The sequence below is a fragment of the Streptomyces sp. NPDC057565 genome (assembly GCF_042801455.1).
Taxonomy (GTDB): domain Bacteria; phylum Actinomycetota; class Actinomycetes; order Streptomycetales; family Streptomycetaceae; genus Streptomyces; species Streptomyces yanii.
On record NZ_JBHVFU010000006.1, the window covers coordinates 175,995 to 187,899 of the forward strand.

The 11,905-nt window shown below is 67.6% G+C and carries 13 protein-coding genes; all 13 read left to right on the top strand.

Going from position 1 to position 11,905, the window contains the following annotated elements:
* Positions 1–325 precede the first annotated feature (325 nt).
* The 13 genes from ACFU8W_RS15345 (at position 326) to ACFU8W_RS15405 (ending at position 11,839) form a co-directional block, all read left to right on the top strand.
* On the top strand, positions 326–1,210 hold the full coding sequence (locus ACFU8W_RS15345) for a hypothetical protein (RefSeq protein WP_384036590.1): 885 nt from the start codon (positions 326–328) through the stop codon (positions 1,208–1,210).
* Positions 1,211–1,500: 290 nt separating this feature from the next.
* Positions 1,501–2,208: a Flp pilus assembly protein CpaB gene (cpaB, locus tag ACFU8W_RS15350; protein WP_345515250.1), complete on the top strand. Its 708-nt coding sequence runs from the start codon at positions 1,501–1,503 to the stop codon at positions 2,206–2,208.
* A 7-nt stretch (positions 2,209–2,215) separates the two neighbouring features.
* The gene (locus ACFU8W_RS15355; RefSeq protein ID WP_384036592.1) at positions 2,216–3,502 is read left to right on the top strand and encodes a CpaE family protein; all 1,287 of its coding nucleotides are present in this window, start codon (positions 2,216–2,218) and stop codon (positions 3,500–3,502) included.
* 3 nt (positions 3,503–3,505) lie between these two features.
* On the top strand, positions 3,506–3,976 hold the full coding sequence (locus tag ACFU8W_RS15360) for a TadE family protein (protein ID WP_345515252.1): 471 nt from the start codon (positions 3,506–3,508) through the stop codon (positions 3,974–3,976).
* A gap of 3 nt (positions 3,977–3,979) precedes the next feature.
* A complete protein-coding gene (locus ACFU8W_RS15365) occupies positions 3,980–4,366 on the top strand; it encodes a TadE/TadG family type IV pilus assembly protein (protein ID WP_384036595.1) in 387 nt (128 codons plus the stop codon).
* Between the two features lie 64 nt (positions 4,367–4,430).
* Positions 4,431–5,768 (top strand): CpaF family protein, encoded by a 1,338-nt coding sequence (locus ACFU8W_RS15370; protein ID WP_037688583.1) that lies wholly within the window; start codon positions 4,431–4,433, stop codon positions 5,766–5,768.
* An 11-nt stretch (positions 5,769–5,779) separates the two neighbouring features.
* Positions 5,780–6,718, top strand: a complete 939-nt coding sequence (locus tag ACFU8W_RS15375; RefSeq protein WP_384036597.1) for a type II secretion system F family protein — start codon at positions 5,780–5,782, stop codon at positions 6,716–6,718.
* A gap of 14 nt (positions 6,719–6,732) precedes the next feature.
* Positions 6,733–7,620 carry a DUF5936 domain-containing protein gene (locus ACFU8W_RS15380; protein ID WP_384037127.1) on the top strand — a complete coding sequence of 296 codons (888 nt, stop codon included), beginning with the start codon at positions 6,733–6,735 and terminating at the stop codon, positions 7,618–7,620.
* A 50-nt stretch (positions 7,621–7,670) separates the two neighbouring features.
* On the top strand, positions 7,671–8,987 hold the full coding sequence (locus ACFU8W_RS15385; RefSeq protein WP_384036600.1) for a sensor histidine kinase: 1,317 nt from the start codon (positions 7,671–7,673) through the stop codon (positions 8,985–8,987).
* A 51-nt stretch (positions 8,988–9,038) separates the two neighbouring features.
* Complete coding sequence (locus ACFU8W_RS15390; protein WP_384036602.1) at positions 9,039–10,133, top strand: response regulator; 1,095 nt, start codon at positions 9,039–9,041, stop codon at positions 10,131–10,133.
* Positions 10,134–10,354: 221 nt separating this feature from the next.
* Positions 10,355–10,585 carry a hypothetical protein gene (locus tag ACFU8W_RS15395; protein WP_384036604.1) on the top strand — a complete coding sequence of 77 codons (231 nt, stop codon included), beginning with the start codon at positions 10,355–10,357 and terminating at the stop codon, positions 10,583–10,585.
* A complete protein-coding gene (locus ACFU8W_RS15400) occupies positions 10,585–11,190 on the top strand; it encodes a pilus assembly protein TadG-related protein (RefSeq protein WP_384036607.1) in 606 nt (201 codons plus the stop codon). Before ACFU8W_RS15395 ends, ACFU8W_RS15400 begins: the two co-directional genes overlap by 1 nt.
* Positions 11,191–11,221: 31 nt before the next feature.
* On the top strand, positions 11,222–11,839 hold the full coding sequence (locus tag ACFU8W_RS15405) for a hypothetical protein (RefSeq protein WP_384036610.1): 618 nt from the start codon (positions 11,222–11,224) through the stop codon (positions 11,837–11,839).
* Positions 11,840–11,905 lie beyond the last annotated feature (66 nt).

Consider the following 11,905-nt stretch of genomic DNA (forward strand, 5'->3'; position numbering starts at 1 on the left):
ACCGAGCCCCGACTCGGAGCCTGCCGTCGATCGGCGGAGATCCATTCTGACGTGCGGATACGAATTCTGAACATCGGGAATCGGAACCGATTCAAGTAACCCTCCGCAGTGGTACGGAAGTTAACGAGTCTCGGTTTGGTCCGATTTCGCACCGGTGCGTTGCGGGCGGGTCGCCCCCGCACCGCGCGCACCTTGTCGTACTGGCCTCCGAAAAGTGTTCTCTGGCTGGTAAGACGTGGATAAAGTGCTGACGCAGAAGCACGGAGCAGGAGCGATTGCGGCCGTTGTCGTGACGGCAACGGCCGGAGCCGAACGGGGAACCAGCGTGCCGACCGCAATAACAGTGACCAGTGCTGATCTCGTGCTGCCGCCGACCGACCAGCAGACACCGACAGCCGCTCTACTCCGGGCTCCGGAAGACCAGACCATGGACCAGGCGATCGGCGACATGCATGTGCTGCTGGAGCAGCACGGGTATGTCGTCGCCATCTACTCGGCCAACCTGCCGATCGCCCATGAGCGCAGGATGCACTCCGTCAGATCGGTCCTGGAGAGTGACCGGATCGCCCTGCTCAAGGTGGATCTGCCGCCGTTGGGCATCGCCGTACTGGTGCGTCAGCTGCGTCAGTTGTCGATCTGTGACTTCAGCCCGGGGGTGGTGGCATCCGCCGCTCGGCTGCTGCCCCACTACATCCACGCCGGCGCCCTGCTGAACTCCGTCACCAAGCTGGACCGGGTTCCGGTCAGCCTGAAGACGCACGCCAAGTCCTGGGTCCCGGGGTCCCAGTTCGCCGTGCTTGCGGGCCCGAACCCGCAGCTCATCAAGGTCGGTCCGACCGTCAAACCTCTGGACGGCCCCGAATTCGCGACGGATCTGCTGGTCGCCAAGGGGCAGTCGCAGTCCGAGTGGGTGCAACAGACCTTGGCCCCTGCATGGAAGGTCCAGGCCATTCATGAGACCGCCCTGCCTTCCGATTCCCCCGGCTGGTGGGGGACCGGAAAGCTGGTGGAATTTGCGGCTTATCTTCCGGACATCTCCGTGCTGTACCAACTCGTCGCCTCCGTAAGGCGGGAGATCTGCCACTGGTGCGGAATGGAGCTCATCGGGGACCGTTGCGGATTCTGTACGTCACCGCTTCACGCTCCCGAGAACCGAATGCCTTCCAACGGTGTCCTCAGCCAGGGGGCACCTGCACCACCGGGCTCCTAGCGCCCCCGGATTCCTCCACAGTCGCATATAAATGCTTCCCGCTCCCCGACCCACTGCTCCTGCGCATAGCTCCCCGACCACCGCTCCTCGACCGCCGCTCCTGAGCCCCGCTCCTCGACCACCGCTCCTGAGCCCCGCTCCCTGTCATCCGCAATTCCCGTCAAGCTGCGCACAAGGCCCATAGACAGGTCTACGCGCAGATACAGACGCAGATTCAGACATAAACCGAGTCACCGCACATCCTTCTGTCAGCTGCCCCACGCATCCATACGAACGAGGTTGTCCGGCCCATGAACTCCCGCCAGCGCCGCGGCGTGATACTCCTGCTCCTGTCGGTCCTGTGCGCCTTCGGCGCCTTCGCCGGGGTGCTCTCGGTGATCAGCGACGTCAACTCGAAGGTCGGACCAGAGGTCTCCGCCTACCAGTTGAAGGCCGACGTCGCCCCCTATACGGCGCTGTCCACCGGACAGTTCAAAAAGATCACGATGCCGAAGCGCTGGCTCTCGACCAACGCCGTGACCGACCTCTCCGAGGTCAACGGCAAGATCGCCGTCACCCAGCTGCGCAAGGGCTCGCTGCTCCAGTCGGACATGATGCAGAAGCGCCCCGAACTGCAGCCCGGTGAGCAGGAGATCGCCATCATGATCGACGCCGCGACCGGTGTCGCGGGCAAGATCACCGCCGGTGCGACGGTCAACATCTATGCCACCTTCGCCGGGGAGCAGGACGGCGCGCCGTCCCAGTCGAAGGTCATCGTCTCCAACGCCAAGGTCCTGGACGTCGGCAAGCTGACCGCCCTGGAGCCGGGCCGGGACGCCAAGTCGAACATGGGCACCGAGGCCGTCCCGATCACCTTCGCGCTCAACACGCTCGACACCCAGCGCGTCGCCTACGCCGAGTCCTTCGCGGAGCACGTACGCCTTGCGCTCCTCGCCTCCGGCAGCGACAGCACCATCCGCCCGGGCGACCGCACCTACACGCTCGACAAGGACAAGTGAGGATCGAATGACCACGAGGATCCTCCCGGCGGTCGGCGACCCCGACGCGGCCAGATCCGTCACCACCCTGCTCAGCCAGCTCCCCGACGCCGAGCCAGGGGCTCCCGTCGGCGACTCGACGCAGCTGATCGACACCCTCGCCCGGCTCGCGGGCGAGTCGCTCGACGAACTGCCCGAGGTCGTGCTGGTCCATGAGCGGATCGGCCCGGTGCCGGCTCTGGAACTGATCCGGGAGGTCTCGCTGCGCTTCCCCGCCATCGGGGTCGTGCTGATCACCGCCGACGCCAGCCCCGGCCTGTTCGCCGCGGCAATGGAGTCCGGCGCCCGCGGCCTGGTCACCCTCCCGCTGAGTTACGAGGAGCTGGTCAACCGGGTCCAGTCCGCCGCCCAGTGGTCGGTCGGAGTACGTCGCCACCTGGGCACCGGAGGCGATGTCTTCACCGGCCCCGGCGGCACGGTCGTCACGGTCAGCGGCGCCAAGGGCGGGGTGGGCGCCACCGTCACAGCGGTCCAGCTCGCCCTGGCCTCCCAGGCGTCGGGCCGTACGGTCGCTCTCGTCGACATGGACCTCCAGGCCGGTGACATCGCCTCGTACCTCGATGTGCAGTTCCGGCGCTCCATCGTCGACCTGGCGGCGATCACCGACATCTCGCCCCGCGTCCTGTCCGACGCCGTGTTCAGCCACAGCTCCGGCCTCGCCCTGCTGCTGGCGCCCGGCGAGGGCGAACGCGGGGAGGAGGTCAGCGACCGGTCGGCCCGCCAGATCGTCAGCGCCCTGCGGTCGCGGTACGAGGTCGTGGTCATCGACTGCGGCAGCCAGCTCCAGGGTGCGAACGCGGCGGCCATCGAAATGGCGGACATGGCGCTGCTGGTCACCACTCCGGACGTGATCGCGGTGCGCGGCGCGAAGCGCACCGTACGGATGTGGGACCGGCTGCAGATCCGCAAGGCGGAGGAGACGCTGACCCTCGTCAACCGGTTCATCCGCAACACCGAGATCCAGCCCCCGCTGATCGAGAAGATCACCGGGACCCGGATGGCGAGCACGGCCGTCCCCGCGAACTTCAAGGAGCTCCAGGGCGCCGTCGACGCGGGGCGGATGCATGAACTCGATGCCAAGAGCACGGTGAAGCAGGCGCTGTGGGGCCTGGCCGGAGAACTGGGGATCGTGAAGGTCCCCGAAAACGCGGACAAGCGCGGCAAGTTCAAGAACGACCGAGGCTCGATCGGACGCCCGCGCAGACGGCGCGACGGCGACACCGGGGGCCGTGCGACGACCGAGGAGGCACGTTGAGCCATGGCGACCACCGAGATGAACGGCCCGGAGATACGGGAAACACAGGGAATACGGGGACGGCGTTACCGCACAGCCGACCGTGAGCACGACGGCTGCCGCGTGACGGGGCGGGACCGTGACCGCGGTCAGACCGCCATCGAGTTCCTGGGCGTCACACCGCTGATCATCCTGCTGATGATCGCGCTGTGGCAGTGCGCGCTGATCGGCTACACGTTCTCCCTGGCGGGGAACTCGGCGGACGAGGCCGCCCACAAGGGCGCCATCTCCGGCGGTCTGCGCGCACAGGCATGCAGGCAGGTCGCCACCGAGCACCTTCCGAAGGCATGGCGGGAGAAGTCCAGGACGACGTGCCGCTCCTCGTCCGACATGTACAAGGCCGAGGTCAAGCTCAAGGTGCCGGTCCTGGTGCCAGGCGTCCTGAACTGGCCCTTCCACGTCACCGGCAACGCCGCCGCACCGCTGGAGGGCTGAGCGATGAACACACGCACGCACACACCCGCACGCACCGCCCGCCGCCGCGACCGGGGCCAGGTCGCCATCGAATACATGGGCTTCATCCCGCTGCTGCTCCTGGTCGGCCTCCTCGCGATCCAGACGGGTCTGGCCGCGTACGCCGCCAACCAGGCGGGCACCGGCGCCCGTGCGGGAGCCCGCCTGTCCAGCATGTCCGCCAGCGGGTCCGACTGCGAAGGGGCGGGCAGGGACGCGATGAGCGACTGGACCGCGAACAGGGCCCGCTTCAGGCCGAAGGCCTCCTTCGACAAGGTCACCTGCACCGTCCGCGTCAAGGTGCCGCGCATCATTCCCGGCGTCGACATCTGGGGCTGGGCCGAACGGAGCTCCACGATGCCCCGCACCTGACCCCACAGCGCGCCGCACGTACGGCTGAGGCCCCACCGGTAAGCCAGAACGAGGAGTTACGGACATGAGTCTGCGGGCACGCGTCACCGCCCCCGAGAAGCACAGCGGGGCGAGGGAGGACGGCCACATGGTCGCCACCTACCGCGCCAAGCTGCTCGAAGAGATCGACCTGGCGGAGATGTCCTCGCTCGCCGCGGCCGACCGGCGGGCTCGGCTGGAGCGCGTCCTCAGCCACATCATCAGCCGTGAGGGACCGGTCCTCTCGACCGTCGAACGCACGCAACTGATCCGCCGGGTCGTCGACGAGGCTCTCGGCCTCGGCATCCTGGAACCGCTCCTCGAGGACGCGTCCATCACCGAAATCATGGTGAACGGACCGGACCAGATCTTCGTCGAGCGCAGCGGCAAGGTGGAGCAGCTCCCGATGCGCTTCGGTTCGCACGAGCAGTTGATGCAGACCATCGAGCGCATCGTGTCGACCGTCAACCGCCGGGTGGACGAGTCGAATCCGATGGTCGACGCCCGCCTGCCCAGCGGCGAGCGTGTCAATGTGATCATTCCGCCGCTCTCGCTGTCCGGCGCGACGCTCACCATCCGACGCTTCCCGCGGGCCTTCACGCTCCAGGAGATGATCAACATCGGCTCGCTCGACGAGCAGATGCTGATCCTGCTCTCCGGGCTCGTCCAGGCCAAGCTCAACGTCATCGTCTCCGGGGCCACCGGCACGGGAAAGACGACGCTGCTCAACGCTCTCTCCGGGCTCATCCCGGACAGGGAGCGAATCGTCACCATCGAGGACTCCGCCGAGCTCCAGCTCCAGCAGAGCCATGTGATCCGACTGGAGTCCCGCCCGGCGAACGTCGAGGGGAAGGGCCAGATCACCATCCGTGACCTGGTCCGCAACTCCCTGCGTATGCGCCCCGACCGGATCGTCGTCGGTGAGGTCCGTGGCGGCGAATCGCTCGACATGCTCCAGGCGATGTCGACCGGTCACGACGGCTCACTCGCCACCGTCCACGCCAACAACGCCGAGGACGCGCTCATGCGTCTGCAGACCCTGGCGTCGATGTCCGAGATCAAGATCCCGTTCGAGGCCCTGCACGACCAGATCAACAGCGCCGTCGATGTCATCGTCCAGCTCACCCGGCACGCCGACGGCTCCCGCAAGGTCACCGAGATCGCCGTCCTCGACTCGCACGGCCGCGACCCCTACCGCATCGTGACCGTCGCCCGGTTCAACGCACAGCCGATGGCCGCCGACGGGCGGATCTACGGCGAGTTCCAGTACCTCCCGATCCCACGCAAGATCGCCGACCGTCTCTACATGGCCAGCCAGCCCATCCCGCAGGCCTTCGGAGTCGCCGCGTCCGCCGAACAGCTCGCCACCCGAGAGGCCAACTAGGTACCTGTGCCATGACAAATCTTCCTCTTCTCACGATCGGCGTCACGCTGCTCTGCGGCGTGACGGGCGTCATGGGCCTGCACGCCTACTCCGGCGGGAAGGCCGACCAGGAAGCGCTGGTCGACCGGCTGTCGCACACCGGCCAGATCCCCGAGGCAGGGCGCCACCGTCGCTTCCGGGGCGTCGACCGCAGGCTGCGCAAGACCGGACTGGGCCGCAAGCTCGAACTGAAACTGGCGGCCACCGGACTCGAGATCACGCCGGGCGAATTCTTCGTCTACGCGCTCGCCGCGATGGCCGCACTGTGGATGATCGCCTCGTCGATCCTCGCCAGCTTCTTCGGTCCGGTCGCGGCGCTCGTCGGCCTCTGGGGCACCAACGCCTTCCTGAACTGGCAGCGGACCAAGCGCACCGAACGCTTCATCAACCAGCTCCCCGAACTCGCCCGCATCCTCGCCAACGCCACCCAGGCAGGGCTCGCGCTCCGCACGTCCATCAGCATGGCGGCGGATGAGATGGAGGACCCGGCGGGCGAGGAACTGGCCCGGGTCGCCCGCCGCCTCGCCGTCGGTGAATCCCTCGACGATGCGCTGAGCGAACTGACCGACCGGCTGCCGTCGCGCGAGCTCGTCGTCCTCGTGACGACCCTTGTGCTGTCCAACCGGGCCGGCGGTACGGTCGTCAGCTCCCTGCGCAACCTCACCGAGACGCTGGAGGAGCGCAAGGAGACCCGGCGCGAGGTCAAGACCCAGCTCTCCCAGGTCACTGTCACCGCCTACGCCGTCCCCGTCTTCGGACTCGGCGCCATGCTCCTGATGAATGCGGTGATGCCCGGTGCGCTCGACCGCATGACCGGAGCCTTCATAGGCCAGGTCGCCGTGGTCATCTCCATCGCCCTGTACGCGATCGGATTCATCGTGATCCGCCGCCTGTCCCGGATCGACGTCTGATGGGCGGGGGGAACATGGACCTGCTCCTCGCAGGCATCGTAGGGCTCGCAGTGTTCGGAGCCATTGCCGGTATCCGTATGTACCGGGCCGACGCCAAACTGCCCGGTGACCTCGCGATTGCCCTGGAGGTAGGCGCCACCCGCACCACCGCGGTGGGTTCCGGCATCGACCGGATGGGCATGCGCTGGGCCCCCATGGTGCTGCGGATGATGGGCCCCAAGGCGGTCAACAAGAAGCGCCGCCAGATCGACATGGCGGGCAATCCGGGCGGTCTGACCATCGACCGCTACGCCGCCCGCCGCTTCGTCTACGGCGCCCTCGGCGCGTTCGGTGCGCTCACGATGCTGATGCGCGGCCAGCTCTTCCTCGCCCTTGTGCTGATCGCCTTCGGCCTGTTCTGGTCCGAGGTCGGCATCCTGGCGGCGGTCCGCGTCCGCAGGGACCACATCGACCGGACGCTCCCCGACTTCCTCGACGTCCTCGCCGTCGTCGTTTCCGCGGGCCTCGGCTTCCGCCAGGCGCTCGGCCGTGTCGCAGAGAAGTACGAGGGTCCCTGGGCCGACGAACTCCGCATCACCCTGCGCCAGATGGACATGGGTGTGAGCCGCCGCGAGGCGTTCGAGCAGCTGCGCAAGCGCAACGACTCGGAACAGGTCGCGATGTTCGTGACCACGCTCCAGCAGGGTGAGGAGCTCGGTGCGCCGATCGTCGAGACGCTGATCCAGATCGCCAACGACATGCGACGTACGGACGCCCAGAACGCCCGCAGGAAGGCGGCCAGGGCCGTACCCAAGGCGACCTTCGCGGTCACCACGTTCCTGCTCCCCGGGACGCTCGTGCTGCTGACGGTCGGTTTCGTCTACGGAGCCAACGTCGACTTCAGCTTCCTCACGGGCGGATGACATGGACGGCGGAGCCGATGACCACGACCCACGGAGGAGGTGACAGGCACATGTCGTTCCCACTCGGCAGCGCGCAGACGGGACTGACGTCGGACGTACGCCAGGCGATTGCCGACCCCGGCCCGCGCCCGGCGTTCGCGATCCAGCTGAACGCGCTCCAGGCGATGTGCCGGCAGGTCTTCGGGTTCCGGCTCGCCATGATCGGCATGGCCACGCCGTTCGCGATCGCGCACACGGAGCCGGGACCGGCCACCTGGCTGATCGGCTCGGCGATCCTCGCCACCTTCATGGGCTCGTACGTCCTGTTCCGGGACTGGGAGCGCTTCGGCCCCGTCCTGCTCCGCCACCCCTGGCTGCTCGGCATAGACGCGCTGTTCGGTGCCCTGCTGCTGGTCACCGCCACACCCGAGTCCACCCTCGCGTATGTCACCGTCTGCACCCCGCTGCTGGCCGGACTCGTCTATGGCTGGCGGGGCGCGGCGGTTTTCGCGGCGCTCCAGACGGTGATCGTCTTCGGCGTGTACGCCACCGACCCGAAGCTGGATTCCGCCGACGCGACGGCACTCCTCCTCCCCGGCTTCTGCATCATCGCGGGCGCCGTCGGGGTCACCCTGCGCAATCTGCTCCTCCGCTTCGGCACGGCCAGCCAGGCGCTCACCGAGACCCGGGCACGGCTCGCGGTGAACGAGGCAGTGGAGGGCGAGCGCACCAGGCTCGCCCGGGAGATGCACGACTCGGTGGCCAAGACCCTGCACGGTCTGGCGCTGGCCGCCGACGGTCTGGCCAGCTCCTCCGACCGGATGGATCCGCTCACCGTCAAGCACCAGGCAGAACTGGTCGCACGCTCCGCCCGCCGGGCGGCGGCGGAATCGCGGGAACTACTCTCCGACCTGCGCCGCGAGTCCGGACTCGACGGGGGAGTGGACGTGGTCAGCGAGCTCCGCGCCCGCGCGGACGACTTCACCCGCCGCCACGGACTCACGGCCACCTTCCGGATGCTCAACGAGGCCCCGGTCCCGGCCGTGCCGCAGGTGGTCGCCCGCCAGCTGCTCACGGTCGCCTCCGAAGCGATGGAGAACGCCCATCGCCATGCCCACCCCACCTATCTCGTCGTGCTCGCAGGCGTGAAGGGCGATGTCCTGCGCGTCAGCGTGTACGACGACGGACGCGGCCTGCCCCCGGGCACGACGCTCGACGACCTCAGGCGCGCCGGTCACTTCGGTCTCGTCGGCATGGTCGAACGCGCCGCGTCCATCGGCGCCCGCATCCGCATCGGCAAGGGCAAGGCGGCCAAGGGCACCGAAGTACGCCTGGAACTCCCGGTGGCCGCTCTCGCCGCCGGTCCGGAAACACAGCAAGTGAACTGACTCGCTCCACCCCACCCTCACCCCCCATAGATCCTGAGAGGAGGTCGCAGAATGCCGGACGATGTCTCCCGCGCGTCGGGCCAGAACTGGGCGGCACAGAACCACACCTCCCAGCACACGTCCTCGCACATCACCCCGCTCACCTCGGAGCTCAGCTCCTCCGGTTTCCCCGTCCCCCAGCAGCCCGCGGCATCCGAGGTCACACCTCCCTTCCCCGCGGCCCCGCCCCTGGCTCTCCCCAGCCCCCTGCGGGTCGTCGTCGCCGACGACAACCCCGTGGTCCGGGCCGGCCTGGGCGTGCTGCTCTCCGGCCGTGAGGACATCGAAGTCGTGGCGGAGGCCGTGGACGGCCGTCAGGCCTACGACATGGCCGTGCAGCACCGCCCGGACGTCGTCCTGCTCGACGTCCGCATGCCGGGCGTCGACGGCATCTCCGCGCTGCCGCACCTCGTGCGGGTCGCCCCCGTCATGATGCTGACCTACAGCCGCGAGAGCGAGATCGTCCACGAGGCGCTGCGGCTGGGCGCCGGTGGCTATCTGGTGCACGGCGAGTTCACGGCGGACCAACTGGTGCAGGCGGTCCGGGACACCAAGAGCGGCCGCGCCCACTTCACCGCGACCGCGGCGAACGCGCTCCTGGCCCATATGCGACAGGGGACGGCACCACAGGGGCAACCCCTTCCGGAGGGGCTGGGGACGGCGCTGACCACGGGCGTCCCCTACCCGAGGCCCGGATACGACGGACCCCCGGCGGGCGTGGCGCAGCAGGACGGTGCGCATGCACATGGTTCGGGGCCCGAAATGGTCCCACCTGCGCCGCAACCGGCCCGAACCGCTCAGGGTCTTTCGCATCTGCAACCGATTGTGGCACAGTCTTCACTGAGAGGGACGCCGGGAGCGGCACCCAACAGGGAGCAGTACGGGCTGAGTTCGCGGGAGGTGGAGGTCATGGAGCTGATCGCGTCCGGCATGAGCAATCAGCAGATCGCCGCCACCTGCTTCATCAGCGAGAAGACGGTCAAGAACCACATCAACCGCATCTTCACCAAGCTCCACAGCGGCAGCCGCAGCGAGGCGATCGCCCGCTGGCTCGGCACGGCCCCGACGGGTGGGCCCGGCGCGCGGGGGACTGGTGGCCGTGGCTGAGGTGAAGGGCAGGACACCGGACAGCAGTGCGGGCCTCGGGACCCAACTCCCTTTTTGGGCCCGGGAATGGGCCCTGGGACCCTCTGGTGGGCAGGGTGTGCCGCCGTATGTTTCTCATGTCGCCAGCGGGACCGGCCAGGAGGAAGCCGGTACCGCGGGTGGCCCCAGAGAAACGTGCGAGTCGGCCGGCTGTCGGTCGGCCGAACCCGGAGGGGAACACCATGTCGAACATCACCCTGAAGACCGCCGTCCGCGTCAACGGCTGGGCCAACACCGCCGTCAGCAAGATCCAGAAGCGTTACGAGGCCAAGGACCGCGGCCAGACGGCCTTCGAGTACCTGGGCATCATCCTGGTGGTCGTGGCGATCATCGGTGCGATCGTGGCTACGGGTATCGGTGGTGCGATCTCGAGCCGGATCTCCGGCCTGGTGAACTCCATCACCGCGGGCTGATGATTGGTCGTCAACGCCGCGATTCAGGGCAGGCCTTCCCCATTTATGTAGTGATGGTGGCGGGCCTGCTCTTTCTCGCGTTGGCGTTCTTCGCTGTCGGCAAGGCTGCAGCCTTGCGCAATGGGGCCCAGGGTGCGGCGGACGCCGCCGCACTCGCCGCCGCCCAGCAGGCTCGTGAGGAGTTCGAGGCGCCGTTCCTCGCGTCGCTTCCAGGGAACACGCTGGACCTGTACCTCCGCGCGCACCCCGTTGGCGGGTGCACTGCCGCTCAGGGCTATGCCGCAGCCAACGAGGCGGATCTCAAGCGCTGCTGGCCGATTCCTGGTGGCTACCGAGACCGCATCAAGGTCGAGGTCCAGGGACTCAAGGCGGTGGACTCGTCTGTGCTTCCCGGCTCGAAGAAGAAGGTCGCGACGGCCAAGGCGACTGCCGAGATCGAGTTCCGCTGCTCTTGGAAGGCATTGGACTTCAATGATGACGGAGTCCAGGACTTGTACATCTTCAAGTGCGGTGGCGGCGGGGTCGTCGAAATCGCGCCTGGCAGCCCACCGCCCTGGTCCCAGGTGAGCAAGATTCTCTACGACGTGCACCTGATCGACGACTGACAGCGAACGACGACTAAAGGAATCAGAACCCATGAGCATTCGGCGCACCACCAAGTCCCGAAGGGTTGTGGCAGCTGTCTCACTGACAGCGGCATTGGCCCTGGCCGTCACCGGGTGCGGTGCTGACGACGGCGGTGGAAAGACGAAGGACACGGGTTCTGAGTCGTCCTCCTCGCCTTCCAAGTCCTCCGAAGGGGACAAGGGGGCGAAGCAGGAGGACACCGCCGCGGGAGACAACGTGGACCCGAATGTGAAGCTCGCCGAGGCCAGGGGGCAGGACGGAGTCACGCTCGTCATCAATCAGGTGAAGCGCGACTCGGGTGGATTTATCACAGTGCAAGGCGAGATCAAGAATGAGAGTGATAGGAACCAGCCCACCTCGGGCTGGGCTGGTACGGAGGCAGGAGTTGCTCCGCAGAACCCCAACTCGGTCGCTGGTGCTGCACTGATCGACAAGGTCGGGAAGAAGCGCTACTACGTTCTTCGGGACACCGATAACCGATGCCTGTGCACGACAGGCATCCTGCCGCTTCAGCCGCGTAAGTCAACCTCCGTTTTCATGCAGTTCCCCGCGCCGCCCAGCAGCACGACCGAGGTCGACTTCATGCTCCCGACCTTCGCCACCACCTCACTGAAGATCTCCGAGTGAGGGTCGACATGAACCACGGAGGTACACGTCGCAGGCCACCGCGCCTCGCGGGGCACGTCATCGCAG

Bases quoted from the DNA above. Each gene is read 5' to 3' on its own strand.
- cpaB (WP_345515250.1), top strand. From the start codon at position 1,501: ATGAACTCCCGCCAGCGCCGCGGCGTGATACTCCTGCTCCTGTCGGTC.
- ACFU8W_RS15355 (WP_384036592.1), top strand. From the start codon at position 2,216: ATGACCACGAGGATCCTCCCGGCGGTCGGCGACCCCGACGCGGCCAGA.
- ACFU8W_RS15360 (WP_345515252.1), top strand. From the start codon at position 3,506: ATGGCGACCACCGAGATGAACGGCCCGGAGATACGGGAAACACAGGGA.
- ACFU8W_RS15365 (WP_384036595.1), top strand. From the start codon at position 3,980: ATGAACACACGCACGCACACACCCGCACGCACCGCCCGCCGCCGCGAC.
- ACFU8W_RS15370 (WP_037688583.1), top strand. From the start codon at position 4,431: ATGAGTCTGCGGGCACGCGTCACCGCCCCCGAGAAGCACAGCGGGGCG.
- ACFU8W_RS15375 (WP_384036597.1), top strand. From the start codon at position 5,780: ATGACAAATCTTCCTCTTCTCACGATCGGCGTCACGCTGCTCTGCGGC.
- ACFU8W_RS15380 (WP_384037127.1), top strand. From the start codon at position 6,733: ATGGACCTGCTCCTCGCAGGCATCGTAGGGCTCGCAGTGTTCGGAGCC.
- ACFU8W_RS15385 (WP_384036600.1), top strand. From the start codon at position 7,671: ATGTCGTTCCCACTCGGCAGCGCGCAGACGGGACTGACGTCGGACGTA.
- ACFU8W_RS15390 (WP_384036602.1), top strand. From the start codon at position 9,039: ATGCCGGACGATGTCTCCCGCGCGTCGGGCCAGAACTGGGCGGCACAG.
- ACFU8W_RS15395 (WP_384036604.1), top strand. From the start codon at position 10,355: ATGTCGAACATCACCCTGAAGACCGCCGTCCGCGTCAACGGCTGGGCC.
- ACFU8W_RS15400 (WP_384036607.1), top strand. From the start codon at position 10,585: ATGATTGGTCGTCAACGCCGCGATTCAGGGCAGGCCTTCCCCATTTAT.
- ACFU8W_RS15405 (WP_384036610.1), top strand. From the start codon at position 11,222: ATGAGCATTCGGCGCACCACCAAGTCCCGAAGGGTTGTGGCAGCTGTC.